The organism is Nostoc cf. commune SO-36 (assembly GCF_023734775.1).
In the GTDB taxonomy this organism is placed as follows: domain Bacteria; phylum Cyanobacteriota; class Cyanobacteriia; order Cyanobacteriales; family Nostocaceae; genus Nostoc; species Nostoc commune_A.
Map to the genome: position 1 here is coordinate 6497802 of NZ_AP025732.1, position 20699 is coordinate 6518500.

Annotated in this window: 6 protein-coding genes and 3 pseudogenes; 1 reads left to right on the plus strand and 8 read right to left on the minus strand. The window is 42.3% G+C overall.

Going from position 1 to position 20699, the window contains the following annotated elements; all coding sequences use genetic code 11:
- The first annotated feature begins 58 nt into the window (after nucleotides 1–58).
- Nucleotides 59–301, plus strand: a complete 243-nt coding sequence (locus ANSO36C_RS29315; RefSeq protein ID WP_251960474.1) for a type II toxin-antitoxin system RelE/ParE family toxin — start codon at nucleotides 59–61, stop codon at nucleotides 299–301.
- Here the strand turns inward: ANSO36C_RS29315 and ptsP are convergent.
- From ptsP to ANSO36C_RS34580, 8 genes and pseudogenes are all read right to left on the minus strand, one after another.
- Nucleotides 285–2510: a phosphoenolpyruvate--protein phosphotransferase gene (ptsP, locus tag ANSO36C_RS29320; protein WP_410174737.1), complete on the minus strand. Its 2226-nt coding sequence runs from the start codon at nucleotides 2508–2510 to the stop codon at nucleotides 285–287. The two genes, ANSO36C_RS29315 and ptsP, sit on opposite strands and share 17 nt — an antisense overlap.
- Before the next feature lie 60 nt (nucleotides 2511–2570).
- Nucleotides 2571–2876, minus strand: a pseudogene (dhaM, locus tag ANSO36C_RS35225) (dihydroxyacetone kinase phosphoryl donor subunit DhaM); the annotation flags it as partial.
- Nucleotides 2877–3651: 775 nt separating this feature from the next.
- Nucleotides 3652–6267, minus strand: a complete 2616-nt coding sequence (locus ANSO36C_RS29325) for a beta strand repeat-containing protein (protein WP_251957623.1) — start codon at nucleotides 6265–6267, stop codon at nucleotides 3652–3654.
- Between the two features lie 1192 nt (nucleotides 6268–7459).
- Nucleotides 7460–9517: pseudogene (locus ANSO36C_RS29330) on the minus strand (beta strand repeat-containing protein); the annotation flags it as partial.
- A 1007-nt stretch (nucleotides 9518–10524) separates the two neighbouring features.
- Nucleotides 10525–11223, minus strand: coding sequence for a calcium-binding protein (locus tag ANSO36C_RS29335; RefSeq protein ID WP_251957624.1), 699 nt, complete (start codon nucleotides 11221–11223; stop codon nucleotides 10525–10527).
- A pseudogene (locus ANSO36C_RS29340) lies at nucleotides 11220–14834 on the minus strand (beta strand repeat-containing protein); the annotation flags it as partial. The pseudogene ANSO36C_RS29340 and the gene ANSO36C_RS29335, both read right to left, overlap by 4 nt.
- 1131 nt (nucleotides 14835–15965) lie before the next feature.
- Nucleotides 15966–17858: a calcium-binding protein gene (locus ANSO36C_RS29345; RefSeq protein ID WP_251957626.1), complete on the minus strand. Its 1893-nt coding sequence runs from the start codon at nucleotides 17856–17858 to the stop codon at nucleotides 15966–15968.
- Between the two features lie 112 nt (nucleotides 17859–17970).
- On the minus strand, nucleotides 17971–20091 hold the full coding sequence (locus ANSO36C_RS34580) for a beta strand repeat-containing protein (protein WP_323374534.1): 2121 nt from the start codon (nucleotides 20089–20091) through the stop codon (nucleotides 17971–17973).
- Nucleotides 20092–20699: the final 608 nt, after the last annotated feature.

A 20699-nucleotide genomic window follows, 5' to 3' on the forward strand; every position in this document is an offset into this window, starting at 1 on the left:
TACACCGTTAGCAGTCAGCGACCTTGATAACATCTATGAATACATAGCTACGAATGATCTGGCAATAGTGGGACGATTGCTTAACCGCTTTGCTCAATTGTTTCGGAAACTTGCTGCTATGCCTGGAATTGATCGTAACCGCCCTGAGTTAGGGGAAGGTATCAGGAGCTTTCCTTCTGGAAATTATGTCATCTTTTACCGCACGGTTGAAGGAGGTATTCAAATTATGCGTGTCTTGCACGGGGCGCGGGATATCGAGAAGATATTTGCTCAAGATACCGAATTTACGCAGGAGGAGTAACTGAAGTTGAGATTAGCTCTCTGACATCCTCTGCGGAATCTTGTTGTAATGCTGATACTACGATCGCTTCACTTTCAACTATACTCAACCGAGCGATCGCTTGTTTCACTCCCGGTATACTTTGAGGATTCACGCTCAACTCATCCAACCCTAAACCTAATAAAATTGGTGTTGCTAAAATATCTGCTGCCAATTCTCCACATAATCCTACCGAAATTCCCCCCGAATGAGCAGCTTGGATCGTTTGCTGCACCATTCGCAACACGGCTGGATGTAGCGCATCAACTAAATTTGCGATGCGGGGATTAGTGCGATCGCTAGCCATAACGTACTGACTCAGATCGTTAGTCCCGATACTAAAGAAGTCTACTTCATCTGCTAACTGATCTGCGATCGCAACTGCTGCCGGAACCTCTACCATAATTCCTACTTTCATCGCGGCATCAAAGGAAATACCAGCTTGATTTAGTTCAGCCTGCACTTCACCCAAAATTACTTTAGTTGCACGTACCTCAGTTACACTAGCAATCATCGGCAACATAATCTTAATTTGGTGTCCAACACTAGCTCTCAAAATTGCCCGTAACTGAGTTTTGAACAAATCCAAATGATCTAAACAGAAACGAATTCCCCGCCAGCCTAAAAAAGGGTTCGCTTCAGGAAAACCTACTCTCAAATAAGGAAGCGGCTTATCACCACCGACATCTAAGGTACGTATAATTAACGGACGATGATCTAAAACTTGAGCGATCGCCTGATACACTGCTAATTGTTCTTCTTCAGTCGGGGCGCTTGTCCGGTCAAGATAAAGAAACTCAGTGCGGAGTAGTCCCACACCTTCTGCACCATTAGCTACAGCAACTTGAACATCTTTTATACTACCAATGTTGGCAAAGACGCTAACTTGCCGACCATCAAGAGTAATTGCTGGCTGGTGTGCCGTTGCTTGTGCTTGTTGTTGGGCAGTTTGCCAAGCTTCTTGCTTTGCTGCCAGTAAATCTAGGATATGTGATTCTGGTTCTATCCAAGCTCTGCCACTTTCGCCATCAAGTGCCATAAGTGTACCGTCTGCCAAGTGCAACACTTGGGCATCTATTCCCAAAACTGCGGGAATACCCAACGTCCGGGCGATAATTGCACTGTGGGAGGTGGCGCTACCAGAAGTAGTACAAATTCCCAAAACCTTTTTCGGATCTAGTCTAGCGGTATCTGATGGGCTTAAATCAGTCGCCACTAAAATCGCTGGTTCCTCTAGATGTAGGTTAGCATCTGCATTTCCAACTAGTAATCGCAGCACTCTTTGCCCCACATCTACAACATCATCAACTCGCTCTTGCAGGTAAGAATCCTCAAGTGTGCGGTAAGAAGTTGCTACTTCATCAACTACGGCTTGCCAAGCGGCTTCAGCATTTAGATGGTTTTTGAAGATGCGCTCTTTAACCGCTTCCAACAATACTGGATCTTCTAAAAATAGTAATTGGGCATCAAAAATGGCGGCTTCAGCGTCACCAATTTGCAGAGATGCTTGTGAGAAAACTGCTTGAATTTCTTGTCTAGCGGTGTGAATTGCCGCTTCTAATCTTTGCCACTCTAACTTTACATCCTCTACGTGATATTCAGTAATCGAAATGTGAGTGGGTTGATAATGAACAACGGGTGCGTAGGCGAAGCCCGTCGTAGACATCGCTACTCCTGGAGAAGCTGCAATTCCCGAAAGTTCGCCATGAGTTGCTGGAGTAAATTCATGATGAAATGCTGGTGGAGAATTCAAAGCAACATTATCTTCACCCTCCGGGTTCGGCAGTCCCTCTTTGTTGGAACAACAAGACCGGGCTGCCTCACCAAAGTTATTAGCGAATAATGCCTGTAATGCCGCCAGTGCCTCATCTGCATCTGCACCAGTAGCAGTAATCAGCAGTTCGTGTCCTTGACGCACCCCTAAAGTTGTAACTTGGTTAATACTGTCACCTCTGACAAACTCAGTATTTCTCGTTAAATTCCGCACCAAAATTTGCGATTGAAACCGGGTTGCTGTCACCACAAACTGCGCTGCGGGACGGGCCTGTAATCCTAAGCGATTGCTGACAATCAGCCGGATTTCTCTGGTTGGTGATTCTACATCGGTTGTTGAGGTGACAAGTGACAACGGCCTACTAACAACACCTAATTGAGTTGCTTTTGCTAAAAGTGCGCCGCGTGCTTTCGCCATAACTTGGTGAATATCTCTACCAGCCGCCGCCGCGACTACAGCAGCGATCGCGCCTTCTACTAGAGGTGCTTCACATAAATACACTTTTTGCTGTTGTGCTTCTGGTAGAAACTCAATTGCCATTTCTGCACTCAGCAAAGCACTACCCAAATCCATTAACACCAAAACACCATTATCAGAATAGACAGAAGCGAGATCGCTTCATAAAACCTGAATAGGATCTGTACCCAATGGGTTTTCCGGATCTTCAATACCTGCTGCAACAGCAATGGGAACTTGGTTCTGAACCATCTGCGCGGCGAGTTCCCGCACACCCAAAGCTAGTTGTTTACTGTGAGAAACGATAACAATTCCAATCACTGCCACACCGTCAACCTTGTTGAGAGGTTTGCGTTTAGCTAGTTATCCATTTCATTTTCCCATTCTGCTACAATTGCAATTGCCCGCAAATATTCCGCTCTTTGCAGCTAGAAATACGAATTAAATAGCCTTCTATAACGGAAATACGTGGTGTCCACTCATAAACTCCATCGCTAGCAGTAGGGGAAAAAATGTCTTGGATAATTTTGTCTCCATCGTACAACTTAATCGAGACATCGCCGTCAAAATTATCCCGCCACAATATTAAAAAAGGCTGATCTTTCTTGGGAAGTACTTTAGCCAGCCGTTGGCTGAGTGATTAAGATTTTTGACGCAACCTGATTTTTGCTTTTCTTACGGAATCCCAGATAACGAGATAAGTGGCGGGAAGTAGGATTTTCTTGCAGAAGTGGGAAAGAGTAAAAGAGAAAGGGGAAAGAAATGGAATTTGGGAGCATCTCAATTTTGCAAGAATACATTTGTCATTGCGTACCGCCAAGGGCGGAACCCGTAGGGTACGAAGCGACAGCGTAGTGAAGCAATCGCAAGATATGGGATTGCTTCGCTCGACTACATTGCGATCGCAATGACAATTTATAACCTGAGTTTGATATAACTTACACATTTGGGATGCTCCCTGGAATTTTTCCCTTTCCCTTTAACCTTTCCCTAACATCTTTGTTCAGAGTACCAATGACTTGATACTTATTCGCTTGGTTTTGAGCTAATACTTTCGCTGGATGGTCGCTGTATTAGTAAGTAGCGATGTCTACAATTACGATTAATAAAAAACCACAAAATTGTTTTGAGTTAGTGACAATCCATCTGATACTTGTGCAAATGTTACCTGAGTAAATGCGTCAGCACTGCCATCTTGGTCAAAAGACACTGCACCCGTAATGTTGTTATAAATAAATCTTTGATCGATTGTCGTTGCAGATGTCCCAATTGTAAACTGACTTTTCTGAAGTGTACCTATTGATAACTCGCGATTAAAACCATAAGCCGATACTTGAATAAATTCATTAGTGATGTTGAAGTTATCAATAATATCAATGCCTTCATTGTAACTATTGAAAGCAAAGGTATCTTGACCAAGACCACCTATGAGGATATCATCACCATTTCCACCATAAAGAGTGTTGTTGCCTAATGCACCATCCGCCGATAGAGTATCATTACCATCGTCCCCAAATAGCTTATTATCGGCTAGTGAAAAATTAACATTCAAGCGATCGTCACCAGTACCACCGTTGAGGAAATTTTCAAAATAACCATATTCAGAAACATCAGAGGTGGTAGAGGCAGACAAAGTATCATTGCCATCACCGCCGCTAAGGGTGTTATTACCAGTAAAACTATTAACAAGTAAGTAATCGTCACCAACGCCACCGTTAAGGTTGTTACCGCTTAAGATGTAATTGCTATTAACAGAGTTAACACTCAAGTAATCGTCACCAGCGCCACCATTAAGTATATTAAAACCCACGCTACCAATGAGAGTATCATTTCCAGCATTACCCCGCAGCAGGTCGTTACCAATACCATCATTGAGGTAGTCATTGCTTATACCACCAATGAGAGTATTATTCCCCGCACCACCATTGAGAGTATTGTTACCTAAGGCATCAAAAGCAGAGAGATAGTCATTGCCATCGCCACCATTTAAAAGATTATTGCCTGTTGAAGAGTCAACATTCAATGTATCGTCACCAGCGCCACCGTTGAGGGTATTCTTGCCTGATGTAACGATATCTTCCCCTTCGGAGTCATTATAGAGGATGCCTGAGCCGGAAAGATAATCATTGCCATCGCCACCATCCAGAAGGTTATTGCCTGTTGAATAGTCAATATTTAATGTATCTTCACCACTACCACCGTTGAGGGTGTTATTGCCTGATGTGAAAGGATAAATAATTTCGGTGTACCCTAACCCCCCTTGGTAATAGCCAGAAGCACTAAGAAAATCATTACCATCACCTCCATCCAGAAGGTTATTGCCTGGCGTATAGTTAACATTCAATGTATCATCACCAGCGCCACCGTTGAGGGTATTATTGCCAGAAGCGAAGAATCCTCCGTAGTAGTAAACCGTGTTGCCAGAAGCACTAAGAGAATCATTGCCGTCGCCACCATTGAGTAGGTTATCGCCTTCTGAAAAGTCAATATTAAATGTATCGTTACCAGCACCACCGTTGAGGGTGTTATCGCCTAAAGAGCGATCGGTGCCGTATCTGGTAGTTGTGCCAGAGGCGAATAGATAATCATTGCCATCGCCACCATTAAGTAGGTTATTGCCTGTTGATGAGCCAACATTCAAGCTATCGCTACCAACGCCACCATCCAGTAAGTTATTGCCTGCTGAATAGTCAGCAGTCAACCTATCATTACCAACGCCACCGTTAAGGGTGTTATTACCTGAAGCACCAAAGTAACTGTAGTAATCGAAGCCAGAAAGAGAGAGAAGATCATTGCCGTCGTCACCATTGAGTAAGCTATTGCCTGTTGAATAGTCAATATTCAATGTATCGTTACCAGCACCACCATTGAGAGTGTTATTACCTGAAGCGGCGAATCCTGCGTACAAGGAGTCAGAGGCGGATAAATAATCATTGTCATCGCCACCATTAAGTAGGTTATTGCCTGTTGATGAGTCAACATTCAAGCGATCGTCACCAGTACCACCAACCAGAGTATCATTCCCCGTACCGTCAATGAGAGTATCATTTCCCGCACCACCAACGAGGGAGTCATTGCCAGCACCGCCTCTCAGCATATCGTTCCCACTCAAGCCATCAATAATGTCATCACCCTCTTGACCATTGATTACATCATCTGAGTTGTCAAAGCCGCTAACATTATTGTTCAGGTCGTTAAGAAAAGTAACTGTGTTCAAGTTGAAGATACTGCTTTGGGTGGAGTTGGCATTGAAGACATCAAAGCTATCTGTGGTGCTAGTTTGCTCATAAAACAGTATATTGCCTAAGTCTACAGTAGCTCCTGTAGATTTGCTGAGGTTATCCAGGTTTTCCAGAGCAAAGTTTTGCAGGATAACTGGGGTATAACTTCCCTGTTCAAAGGTGATTTCCAAATCGCTGCCATTCTGAGTCAGCAGTAAATATTTGGCAGTGCCTTGCTTGAATTCTAGAGTGTCCACTTTGGCAATGACTTCTGCTGTCGGGTTTGTCCCTTTACCTACCCCACCAAAATCAGTGATGATTTTAGTACCGTTACTATCGTAGTCAAAAACAAATTTATCCTTGCCGATTCCACCAGTTAAAGTGTCATTGCCAACAAAAGTTGTGATAGTATCATCGCCTGCTTTACCATTAATCGTATCCGCCTCGTAACTGCCTACTAGAGTATCGTTACCATCGGTTCCAATGATATTTGCCATAACTTTTACCTACCTTAAGAGATTTTTTCAGTAACTTTAGTTTTCAACCAGTTGTTTGTGCCATTTTCAGGCACAAACAACTCACCGAAATTTAGGGTTTTCGAGATACTTTATACATCACCTATGAGAATCAGCAATTTTTATTGAAGATTCACCCTTTCACAAGCTTTTACATGACACTTGTATAACTATCTCGGACTATCTAAGCCTTAGGCACTGTACAAATTGATAGCGTGTGCATTCAGGATAATTGGTCATTTCAAGCTTTTTAATCATTCTTGTTAAGTAGAAATTACTAAACAAGCATCGAAAAATCTGACAATTGAATGCCTAAGATTTACCCTTTATATTTGGTTTTTTTCCAGCGTATAAGTCCTACTAGGTCGAAAATAGTCAAAAGTTTACTCTTGATAGAGAACGAGATTTTCATGTCCTCCTTATGAGCTATTCTTCGTGGGTGTCTCAGCTTGAAATTAGAAAATACCTCAACACCTCAAAATAACTACATAGTCAATATTTTACTTAGATGTCTATACTTAAATAATTATCTTTATATAGTCTTCACATTATTTGCCAATAAATGTATATATAAATACTGAACTTTTTATATTCTTTATATTCCAATACGCTTGGGTTAAGGGTAAAAACTAAAAGTGGTGTGGGTTGTGTTGAGGAACAAAACCCAACATTATCAACCATTTGTCGGGTTGAGTCATCAGAGAATATTTTTATTGTTGGTGGATTTTCTAGATTGTTTGAACCCAATATTTTAAGCTTGCCGCGCTACTACTATTTTTCACAAAGCCAACTTGTAGAGACGGCGATTTATCGCGTCTCAAAACCCCACAATTGTGTACAAGTAGCGCTTAACTGAACCGTATTGGGTGATATATTGTATCTAAGCCCAGAATCACGAACGCAGATATGGCTAAACTAATCCAAAGACACTTGCAAATTATCTGCACTTATACCGTAAGTTAAGTAACTAAACTCACTATCTACTCTCCCTAACAGTAATTAGACACCTCCAGAAATTAATGATGCGTTACCTGAAAACCCTGGAGAGACGCTACATATCACCTCTCTACATTCATTATGGAAGATGTATCTTGTATTGAAAAATCGAATGGGAGGTGGTTAAAATAGAACCTCCCATTCTGTGTCTAGAGTAATAGAAGAATGCTAATCACAATTAAACAATCACGAAATTGTTTTCGGTTAGTGTCACACCACCCAAAAGTTGTGCAAATTTGACCTGAGTAAATGCACCTGCACTGCCATCTTGGTCAAAGTAAAGTTCACCCGTGCTTTTGTCATGGATAAATCGTTGATTGCTTGCCGTTGCAGATATTCCGAGGGTAAACTGACTTTTCTCAAGTAAACCTACTGATAACCCACCAGCAAAACCAGCAGCCGATACCTGAATCAATTCATTAGTAGCATTGAAGTCATAAAGATGATCAATTCCTTCTTTGTAACTATTGAAAACAAATGTATCAGTACCATCATTTCCATAGAAGGTGTCATTACCAAAACCACCTGTTAAAACATCGTTGCCAAAACCACCATAAAGAGTGTTATGACCTAATGCGCTATATGCGGAGAGAGTATCATTGCCATCACCACCAGAGAGCAGATTATTACCTGTTGAATAATCAACAATCAATTTATCGTCACCAGCGCCACCATTGAGGGTGTTATCCCCTGATGCCCTGCGATAGACTGCTTCGCTGCCGTACTCGTTGCCGTACTGGTTGCTGTAATCGTCGAACTCGTAGCCAGAAGCGGAAAGATAATCATTGCCATCGTCGCCATTAAGTAGGTTAGCGCCTGATGAATAGTCAACTTTTAAGTTATCGTCACCAGCACCACCGTTAAGGGTGTTCTTGCCAGTGGTGTTATAAAAAGACCCTCCGTAGCCGTAACCGTAGCTAGAACCGGAGAGAGAATCATTACCATCGCCCCCATTAAGTAAGTTAGCGCCTGATGAATAGTCAACATTCAAGTAATCGTCATCAGCCCCACCGTTGAGGGTGTTATTGCCACTAGTGTTATCAAACCTATAGCCCTCGAAATTAGAGGCAAAAAGAGAATCATTGCCATCACCACCAGAGAGCAGATTATTACCTGTTGAAATGTTAGCACTTAAGTAATCGTCACCAGCGCCACCCTTAAGGGTGTTATTACCAAGGGCAAGATTGACGGAAAGATGATCGTTGCCATGACCACCATCCAATAAGTTATCGCCTTTTGAAAATACAGTGCTTAAGGTATCGTTACCAACACCACCATTGAGGGTGTTATTACCAGATTCTACAGGATTGTAGTAGTCATTAGAGACGGAGAGATAATCATTGCCATCGTCGCCATTCAGTAGGTTAGACCCTGTTGAAATGTCAGCAATCAAGCTATCGTTACCAGCACCACCATTGAGGGTATTATTACCACCAGATGCCTCACTGTAGCCGTCACTAGAGACGGAGAGATAATCATTACCATCGCCACCATTTAATAGATTATCCCCTGTTAAACTGTTAGCGCTTAAGTTATCGTCATCAGCGCCACCGTTGAGAGTATTATTACCCGCGCCACCAATGAGAGTGTCATTCCCCGCACCACCGCGCAGCAAGTCGTTGCCACTTTTGCCATCAATTTTGTCATTACCTCCTTGACCATTGATGACATCATTTGAGTGGTCTAAACCCGTAATGTTATTGTCGAGGTCATTGAGGAATGTGACAGTGTTTTTGATGCCCAGACTGGTATCAGTGGAATTGGCATCAAGGACATTAAAGCTGTCGGTGATGCTAGTTTGGCCATTAAACAGGATATTGCCAATAGCTAGTCTTTTACCAGAAGCCTTCAGATTCTCCAAGTTTTCTAGTTTGAAGTTTTTTAGGATAACTTCGGCATCAGCTACCCCTTCAAAGGTGATTTCCAGATTGCTGCCATTCTGGGTAAGCAGCAAATTTTGGGCACTCAAGCCAGCACCTTGGAATTCGATGGTATCCACTTCGGCAATGACTGCTGCCGAGGGATTTACGCCTTTGCCTATGCCACCAAAATCGGTGATGGTATCAGTACCGTCGCCTAAGTTATAAACAAATTTGTCCTTGCCACCGCCACCAGTCAGCAAGTCATTACCCCCCTTGGCTATGATGATATCGTTGCCTGCTTTACTATTGATTGTGTCCGCGTCGTTACTGCCCAGTAAAGTATCATTACCCTTGGTTCCAATGATATTTGCCATAACTTTTACCTTCCTAAATCAGTTTTTCAGTAACTTAAACTCTCAGCCCTAGATTAGTGGTGTTTCATAACACAATAAGTCACCGAAATTTGACGCTTTCGGCATACTCTTATGTCACTATTCAAGGACAGTAGTCTTTCTTTGAAATCTACTTTCTTTACCAGCTTGCAATTAGCACCTATTTAAGTATCAAAACCTCATGCAATGTACAAATTCATGGACGAGGGGATGAACTCAAATAGGTCGTTTTAGGTTTTTTCTAACCATCCTTTATAGAATAGTGTAGGCATATCTCAATCGAGGCATCGCTGAAAAAGCTTTGCCAAATCAAGCTTAAATGCCTGAAACTCACACAACACCTTCAAAGGGCTAGTCCTACTATTTTAAAAATAGGGAATAGTTAACTCTTGATAAGGAAAGGGATTTTTACACCCTTGTTGTGGGCTATTGCCTCTGAATATCTAGCTTAAAATAGAGAACATCTAAATAACCTGATACTAACTAAATACTGAATATTTACTTAGATGTCCATAGCTGAAGAACTATCTTTGCATACTCTTTATATTATATGCCGATAAATCATCTGGCAAGAAATTATCTTAGTATGTTCTTCACATTTTTAGAGTTTATGGTCAAGAATTGATTCGTAGAAAGCGGCACTGACAAAGAAGTTTGAGTGGAGGCTTCCAAAAAGCTAACTTTAGGAATGCTTGAAGAAAGAATAAAAAATATATATTTTCTTTAGCGATGCCTGCGGCGGGCTACATCTACGCCTGCCAATATCTGAATATTTGTGCAAAAATCGCTATATGTTACTAAAATTACAAACGCATACATAATGTAACTTTGCCAAAAACGCTTGCAAAGCATCTGCACCCATACCCAAAATTAAGAAACAAAGTCCAACACATATTTTCTCTTAACACATTGCATTGATGAATGGAATGCGAGGCGCTCTTTTGGGCACCTCGCAAGCTATACTTAGAGCCGCAGAACGCTAATCACAATTAAACAACCACAAAATTATTTTCGGTTAGTGTCACACCACCCAAAAGTTGTGCAAATTTTACCTGAGTAAACCCAGATGCACTGCCATCTAGGTCAAAATACAGTCCACCTGTGCTGTTGTCATAGATAAATCGTTGTTCGCTTGTGGTCGCAGATGTGCCAATGGTGAACTGACTTGTCTGAAGTGAACTTGGTGATAACCCACCGCCAAAACCAGTAGCCGATACCTGAATTAATTCATTAGTGGCATTAAAGTCATAAATACTGTCAACACCTTCGTTATAACTATTGAAAGCAAAAGTATCAGTACCATCTCCTCCGTAAAGGCTATCATTACCGTTGCCACCTGTGAGAATGTCATTACCATCCCCTCCAGAGAGTAGATTCTCGCCTGTTGAACCGCTAGCATTCAACGTGTCGCTACCAGCACCTCCATTGAGGGTGTTTTTGCCAGATGAGCGAGTGTCATAGGAGTAGTTGCTATTGCCGGAGATATCAAGAGAATCATTGCCATCACCCCCAGAGAGCAGGTTATCGCCTGTTGAACCGCCAGCACTCAAGGTATCGTCACCTGCACCTCCGTTAAGAGTGTTATTACCAGATGAACGAGAGTCGGAGTAGCCGCCAGAGATGTTAAGAGAATCATTGCCATCGTCCCCAGAAAGCAGGTTATCGCCTGTTGAACCGCCAGCACTCAAGGTATCGTCACCTGCACCTCCGTTGAGAGTGTTATTACCAGATGACCGAGAGTCAAAGTAGCCAGAGATGTTAAGAGAATCATTGCCATCTTCCCCAGAAAGCAGGTTATCGCCGTTGAACCGCCAGCACTCAAGCTATCGTCACCTGCAGCACCGTTGAGAGTGTTATTGCCAGATGACCGAGAGTCTGAGGAGTAGTAGGAGTAATCGGGGCTGTAGGAGCCAGAGATGTCAAGAAAATCATTGCCATCGCCCCCAGAAAGCAGGTTATCGCCTGTTGAACCACTACCATTCAAGGTATCGTCACCCACACCACCGTTGAGGGTGTTATTGCCAGATGACCGAGAGTCAGAGAAGGAGGCGAAGGAGTTGTAGCCAGAGATATAAAGAAAATCATTGCCATCAACCCCAGAGAGCAGGTTATCGCCTGTTGAACCGCTAGCATTCAAGATATCGTCACCCATACCACCGTTGAGGGTGTTATTGCCAGATGAGCGAGAGTCGGAGGGGGATGAGTTGCTCAAGCCGTAGGAGGAGGGGTAGGTGTTGTAGCTGCCAGAGATGTCAAGAGAATCATTGCCATCACCCCCAGAGATCAGGTTATCGCCTTTTGAACCACCAGCATTCAAGCTATCGTTACCATCGCCTCCAGAGATCAGGTTATCGCCTTTTGAACCACCAGCATTCAAGCTATCGTTACCAGTACCACCATCAAGGGTATCATTGCCTACACTGGCAACGAGAGTATCATTATCCGCACCGCCATAGAGGCTATCATTTCCCGCATCACCTCTCAAAAAGTCATTACCACTTTTGCCGTCGATGGTGTCATCACCACCCTGACCATTGATGACATCATTGGAGTTGTCAAAACCCGTGATGTTGTTGTCGAGGTCATTGAGGAAGGTAACAGTGTTCTTGTTGAACAGGTTAGTTTGAGTGGAATTGGCATCAAACACATCAAAGCTGTCGGTAATGCTGGTTTGTCCAGAAAACAAGATATTGCCAATAGCTGGTCGTGAAGAAGTTGCTGGCAGATTATCCAGGTTTTCTAAGTTGAAGTTTTGCAGAATGACTTTGTTGTTATTAGCCTGACCTTCAAAGGTAATTTCTAAGTTGTTATCATTTTGAGTTAATTGCAGATTTTGAACAGTGAAAATACTACCTGTAGCGAATACACTATCAAATTGCAAGGTGTCTGAGGAGGCAATTACCGCCGCAGAGGGAGTTGAGCCTTTACCAACGCCACCGAAATCGGTGATAATATCAGTGTTACTCTCGTCAGAGTAGTAGCTGTCGCTCAAGTTGTAAACAAATTTATCATTGCCTACGCCACCAGTTAGGGTGTCGTCACCACTCCCACCTGTCAGGATATCATTACCTGCACCGCCAATAATCGCATCTTTGCCACTGCCCCCAGAGAGCGTATCTTTCCCATCATTGCCAACAATCAAGTCATCATAGCTTGTACCTGAGATATTTAATCGCTCGATATTCTTGTAGTCAACTTGAGATGTCCCAGCCGTAATTTCTCCCGTATTTGTAGTGGCATTGAATGTCGTTGCGATCCCCTTAGAACCATAGTAATTGACGGACAACACATCATCACCTGCTCCCCCATCGATTGTATCTTTGCCACCAGAACCCGTAGAGAGCGTATCGTTCCCATCATTGCCAACAATGTTATCGTCGTAGGCTGTACCTAAAATATTTAATTGTTCGATATTCTTGTAGTCAACCCGATATGTACCTGCCGTAATTGCCCCAATGTTTATGGTGGCATTGAATGTTGTTGTGATACCCCCAGAAGGATAGGTGTAATCGACAGACAACACATCGTTACCTGCTCCCCCATCGATCAGATCATTGGCACTGAATGTCGATGTGATACCCTCAAAATTATAGGTGTAATCGATGGACAATACATCGTCACCTGCTCCCCCGTTGATCGTATCATTGCCACCCGAACCAGTGGAGAGCGTATCATTCCCATCATTGCCAACAATCAAGTCATCATAGCTTGTACCTGAAATATTTAATCGCTCAATATTATTGTAATCAACCTGAGATGTGCCAGTCGTAATTTCTCCCTTGTTTGTAGTGGCATTGAATGTTGTTGTGATACCGCTAGAAGCAAAGCTGTAATTGACAGACAAGAAATCGTCACCCTTACCCCCGTCTATTGTTTGAGTCACCAAACCAGAGGAAAGAGAATCTGGAATTCTGTAGTCTAGATAGAAGGAATCATTGCCATCGTCCCCAGAGAAGAAGTTATTACCTGTTGAATGATAAGCAGTCAATGTATCGTCACCAGCACCACCATTGAGGGTGTTATTGCCTGAAGAAAGGTAATAAGCGTCAAAACCGCTATAGTTGATAACATCGCCAGATATGGAGAGAGAATCATTGCCATCGCCCCCAAATAGCAAGTTATCGCCTGTTGAAATGCCAGCATTCAAGGTATCGTTACCAGCACCACCGTTGAGGGTGTTATTGCCTGAGTCCTTAAAATTAGGGCTTCCTCTATAAGTTGTAATTCCCGAGGTGGAGAGAGAATCATTACCATCGCCCCCAGAGAGTAAGTTATTGCCGGATGGAGACTGAGCCTTTAAGGTATCGTCACCAGCGCCTCCTTCTAGGGTGTTATTACCTAAGGAGGGGAAATAGTTGTATGAAAACTGAGGAGAAATACCAGAGGTGGAGAGAAAATCATTGCCATCGTCCCCAAAAAGTAAGTTATTGCCAGATGTTGCCCCAGCATTTAAGCGATCGTCACCAATGCCACCGTTGAGGGTGTTATTGGCTGTTGAAAATTCAACATTTAAGATATCATCACCAGTACCACCAACAAGGGAGTCATTGCCTGTGGAGGATTCATTGCCCGTAGCCCCAAGGAGAGTATCATTTCCAGCACCACCAATGAGAGAGTCATTGCCCGCACCGCCTCTGAGCATGTCGTTCCCACTCAAGCCATCAATGATGTCATCACCCTCTTGGCCATTAATTACATCATCTGAGTTGTCAAAGCCGCTAACATTATTGTTCAGGTCGTTAAGAAAAGTAACTGTGTTCAAGTTGAAGATAGTGCTTTGGGTGGAGTTGGCATTGAAGACATCAAAGCTATCTGTGATGCTAATTTGGTCAGAAAACAGGATATTGCCCAAATGTACAGTGGCTCCTGTAGATTTGCTCAGGTTATCTAAGTTTTCCAGGGCAAAGTTTTGCAGGATAACTGGGACATCAAAAACTCTCGTTGTATTAGCATCGTTTTCAAAACTGATTTCTAGATTGTTGCCTTTTTGGGTCAACAGCAAATTTCGGGCAGTAGAACCTTCACCCTGAAATTCTAGAGTGTCCACTTCGGCAATGACTGCTGCTGTCGGGTTTGTCCCCTTACCTACGCCACCAAAATCGGTAATGATAGCAGTAGTAGTATTGTTGTAAGCGTTGTAGTAGGTAGCAAATTTATCATTGCCGCCTCCACCTGTTAAGGTGTCGTTGCCACGCTCAATATATATGGTATCGTTGCCTGCAAGACCGTTAATCGTATCCGCTTCATCATAATTACCCCGTAGGGTATCATTACCGTTAGTTCCAATGATATTTGCCATAATTTTCTACCTAAATCGATTTTTTCAGTAACTTCAGTTCTCAAGCCGCTGTTTACGGCGTTTGAGGGCACAAACAATTCACCGAAATTTCACGTGTTCGGGATAGTTTTGACTTTACCCTTGAGGATCAGTAATATTTCTGGAATATTTACTTGTTAAGTAGGTTTTACGTAACATCTATCCAACTATCTAAATCTTAAGCACTATACAAGTTAATGAGCGTCTGCATTCACGATAATCGGTCATTCCAGGCTAAATAAATCATCCTTGTTGAGTAGAAATCACTCTTGCAAGCATCTAAAAACCTGACAACTGAATGCCTAAAACATAGCCTTGATATTTTTTTGCCAGTGCTTAAGTCTTACTAGAAGAGAAAATAGTCAAGAGTTAATTCTTGATCGAGAACGAGATTTTTATCTCCTCCTTGTGAACTATTCTTCTTGGGTGTGTGAGCTTGAAATTAGAGAATATCTTGATGCCTCAAAATAACTACATAGTTATAGTCAATAGTATTTTACTTAGATGTCTATGTTAAATAACTATCTTTGCATATTCTTCACATTATTTACTGTAAATGTATATACAAATACTGAGCTTTTACATTCTTTATATTTTTCTCGTATTTGAACAATAAAAGTATAAGATAATACATATATTTAAATAAGTGAGGAAAAAGACATACAGCAGAATTTAGAAGGTAAACAGTCTTCATACCTAGCTTTCAGACTTAAATCATGCAATTCACAAACTTGAAATCCGTATTTTTCATTTCCAAATACTGCGATCGCCTATGCCTGCCATTATCTTACAGCAGTTTTTGATCAAACCCACCACAAAATAAATCCTAAAACAAAGCCCAGTATTGCTTTCAGTACTTTTATCTGTGGCACGTTTGATTGCAATTTGCCGTAATATTTGTGCAGTAATTGCTATATGTTACTAAAATTACAAATGCAGACATAATCAGACTTAACCGAGAAATTTTGCAAACCATCCGCACCTATGCCGAAAGTTGAAGAACAGAATCTAACAGATACTCCTGTTAACACATTGCATTGATGAATGGAATGCGAGGCGCTCTTTTGGACACCTCGCAAGCTAATACTTAGAGCCGCAGAACGCTAGTCACAATTAAACAACCACAAAGTTGTTTTCGGTTAGTGTCACACCACCCAAAAGTTGTGCAAATTTTACCTGAGTAAACCCAGATGCACTGCCATCAAGGTCAAAATACAGCCCACCTGTGCTGTTGTCGTAGATAAATCGTTGATTTGTTGTCGTTGCAGATGTGCCGATGGTGAACTGACTTTTCTGAAGTGAACTTGGTGATAACCCACCGCCAAAACCAGTAGCCGATACCTGAATCAATTCATTAGTGGCGTTAAAGTCATAAATACTGTCAACACCATCGTTGTAAGTATTGAAAACAAAGGTATCAGTACCAGCCCCTCCAATTAGGCTATCATTAACGTTGCCACTTGTGAGGATGTCATTACCATCCCCTCCAGAGAGTAGATTCTCGCCTATTGAATCGTCAGCAAGTAAGGTATCGTTACCAGCACCACCGTTGAGGGTGTTATTGCCAGACGCAGCATAGTACCCGTAATCTTCGAGGGAGCCAGAGATGGAGAGATAATCATTGCCATCGCCCCCATTGAATAGGTTATTGCCTGTTGAAAAGTAAGCACTCAAGTAATCGTCACCAGCGCCACCGTTAAGGGTGTTATTGCCCGATCTGTTGCCAATGTAATAAGCAGAGGCATTCAAGCTATCATTGCCATCGCCACCAGAGAGCAGATTATCGCCTCCTGAATCATAAGTATTCAAGTAATCGTTACCTGCATCGCCAATGAGAGTATCATTGCCTCCTGAATTATAAGTACCCAAGTAATCGTCACCAGCGCCACCAATGAGAGCATCATTGTTATCGCCACCAATGAGAGTATCATTGCCAACACCACCAATGAGAGTATCGTTGCCATTGCCACCATAAAAAGTATTATTGCCTAAGGCGGTTATGGCGGAGAGCAAATCATTGCCATTTTCTCCAAAGAGTAGGTTATCACCTGTTGAATAGTCAACAATCAAGCGATCGCTACCAGCGCCGCCGTTTAGGGTATTATTGCCAGTGGTGTTATAATAAGGATATCCTCCGAAGCCGGGGCCGTCGCTAGAGGCGGTAAGAGAATCATTGCCATCACCGCCAAAGAGTAGGTTATCACCTGTTGAACCGTCAATATTCAAAGTATCGTTACCAGCGCCACCATAGAGGGTGTTATTGCCTAAGACAAAGTAATAGCCACCAGAGGCATTCAAGTAATCGTTACCTGCACCACCATCCAGCAGATAATTGTCTGTTGAGCCTCCTGAATCAAAAGCATTCAAGTTATCATTACCTGCACCTCCAATAATCGTATCATTGCCACCATCCCCCCCGGACAAAGAATCGTCACCATTAGTACCTACTAGATAGTCATCGTAGGCTGTACCTGTGATCTGTAATCGTTCGATATTTTTGTAGTTAATTTGATTCGTGCCAACCGTAATCGAGCCAATGTTAGTGGTGGCATTGAAAGTCGAAGTGATTTTTCTAGTAAAATTGCCGTAATAGCCAAACAACGTATCTTTACCTGTACCCCCATTTACCGTTTGAGTTACTAATAAGGAAGAGGGGGCAGGCTTTAAATTGCTCAAATAGAAGATGTCATCACCATTCCCTCCATCCAAGATGTTTGTACCCTGGACTTCAATGGCATAAAAGGAATCAGCCCCATCTCCGCCTGAAAGTGTATTGTTGCCACTAGAGTAGTTAATATCAAGGTCGTCATTCCCTGCATCCCCACTAAGGCTGTTATTCCCAGTAGAAGAGAAAACATAAAGCCGATCGTTACCAAAACCACCATCTAGAGTATCGTTGCCTCCGTTTCCATCTAGAGTGTCGTCACCTGCTAAACCATTAATGAGGTCATCACTCGTTGTCCCAGTGAGGCTATCATTACCGTTAGTGCCATTGATATTTGCCATAATTTTCTACCTAAATCGATTTTTTTAGTCACTTAAATTTTCAATCGAATGGAAAGTGTTTAGAATAGCAACTGCCATTCCCTACCGTTTAGTAATGGCACGCTAATAAAGATTAAACAACCAGGAAGTTATTTTCGGTTAGTGACAATCCAGAAGATAGTTGTGCAAATTTTACCTGAGTAAAACCAGCCGCACTGCCATCTTGGTCAAAGTACAATGCACCTGTATTAAATTCATAGATAAATCGTTGATTGCTTGTCGTTGCAGATGTGCCAATAGTGAACTGACTTGTCTGAAGTGAACTTCGTGATAAGCTGCCACCAAAACCAGCAGCTGATACCTGAATCAGTTCATTGGTGGCGTTGAAGTCATAAATAGTGTCAATGCCTTGATTGTAACTATTGAAAACAAAGACATCATTACCATTCCCTCCATAAAGGCTATCATTACCTTTGCCACCTATGAGGATGTCATTGCCATTGCCACCATCAAAGGTATTATTCCCTAAAGCATCTATGGCGGAGAGCAAATCATTGCCATTGCCCCCAAAGAGCAGGTTATCGCCTGATGAATAGTCGACAATCAAGGAATCGTTACCAGCATCACCGTTGAGAGTGTTATTACCAGAGGCAGCATAGGCTCCGTAGTCGTAATCTAATGATGTGCCAGAGGCAGAGAGATAATCATTGCCATCGCCCCCAGAGAGCAGGTTATTGCCTGATGAATGGTCTGTAAATAAGGAATCGTTACCAGCGCCACCGTCGAGGGTATTATTCCCAAAGATAGTATAACGAGGGAATGGAAGTTCAAAGTTGTACAAGCCAGAGGCAGAGAGATAATCATTGTCATCGCCGCCAGACAGCAGGTTATTACCTGATGAAAAGTTGACACTCAAGTTATCGTCACCAGCGCCACCGTCGAGGGTATTATTGCCAGAGGCATAGCCATAAAAGATGTAATAGTAGGGGCCGCCGAATGAGAATAATAAGCCAGAGGTGGAAAGATTATCATTGCCATCGCCCCCAACAAGCAGATTATTACCTGTTAAATCAGAATTAGAATTATCCAATAGAATATCGTCACCAATACCACCAATGAGAGTATCATTGCCGGCATTACCTCTCAGCATGTCGTTGCCACTCAAGCCGTCGATGATGTCATCACCTCCCTGACCATTAATTACATCGTCTGAATTCTCAAAACCATTGACACTGTTGGAGAGGTCGTTAAGGAAGGTGACTGTGTTTTTGTTGAAGATAGTGCTTTGAGTGGAGTTGGCATTGAAGACATCAAAGCTGTCCGTGATGCTAGTTTGCCCATCAAATAGGATATTGCCAACCTGGGCTAAATTGTCTAGGTTTTCCAGGGCAAAGTTTTGCAGGACAACTTTGGAATCTGGCCATCTGTCAAAGGTGATTTCTAAGTTGTTACCATTTTGAGTTAATAGCAGATTTCTTGCAGCTAATTGCTCAGAACCTGTAAATTGCAAGGTCTCTAATTCGGCAATCACCGCCGCTGATGGGTTTGAGCCTTTACCAATGCCACTGAAATCGGTGATGGTAACGGTAGTACTGATCGGGTTAGCCTCGAAAAGAAATTTATCCTTGCCGCTGCCACCAGTCAAGATAGCATTGCCTGCGTAGACTTCGCCATAGCCAACGAGAGTATCATTGCCATCGCCCCCAGAGAGTAAGCTATTACCTGTTGAATTGGCAGCACTCAAATAATCGTTACCAGCGCCACCTTCAAGGGTGTTATTGCCAGATGCTCTCAGATTGCTACTGAAAGATGCGTCGTAGTCGTAAGAGGCAAAGAGAGAATCATTGCCATCGCCTCCAGAGAGCAGGTTATCGCCTGATGAAGAGTCAACATTTAAGTAATCGTCACCAGCGCCACCTTTGAGGGTGTTATTGCCAGATGCTCTCAGCTCGCTGCTGTTAGATGCGGTGTCGTCGTAAGAGGCAAAGAGAGAATCATTACCATCGCCCCCAGAAAGCAGGTTGTTGCCTGATGAATAGTTAGCATCTAAGTAATCGTCACTAGCCCCACCATCGAGGGTGTTATTACCTTTAGTACTAGAGGCTAAGAGAGTATCATTGCCAAAACCACCAACAAGATTATCATTGCCTCCCTTACCATCTAATTTATCGTCGCCTTGTAAACCATTAATCAGGTCATCGTCTGTTGTCCCATAAAGGACATCATTACCGTTGGTGCCATTAATATTTGCCATAACTTTCTACCTGCCTAAATCGATTTTTCAGTAACTTCAGCTATCAATTTGTTATTTGTGCCATCAAACAGTACAAATAACTCATCGAAAATTTGACGTTTTCGGTATACTTTCATCTCAGTCTTGAGAAAAAGCAATTTTTATTTCAAAATTCACTCTGTTATCCAACTTGCAAGTAGCACTTATCTATCTATATAGAACACCGCTTGCAATGACAAATTATGTTTTTATACATTTGGGATGCTCCTTTACGGTTTTAGGTGTTGTAGGAATTCATCAGTGTATCTATTAACTAACGACAAAAAGAAATTTCAGGCTTGTTGTAATCACTCTTAATTCAATAGAAAGCGCTGAAAAATATCTAAGATAAAGCTAAAATGCCTGAGAATCAGACTTGATATTTAATTTTTTGTCAATGGGTAAGCCCTGCTGTCTAGAAAATACAGAAAGACTTTTCTCCACTTTTGTTGTCATCTGTTATCTGTAGGTATTTAGTTTGAAAATAAACAACACCTAAATAACTTGATAATAACTATATACTGAATAATTACTTAGAAGTCTATACTTAAAGAAGTATCTTTATATATTCTTCACGTTACTCACCAATA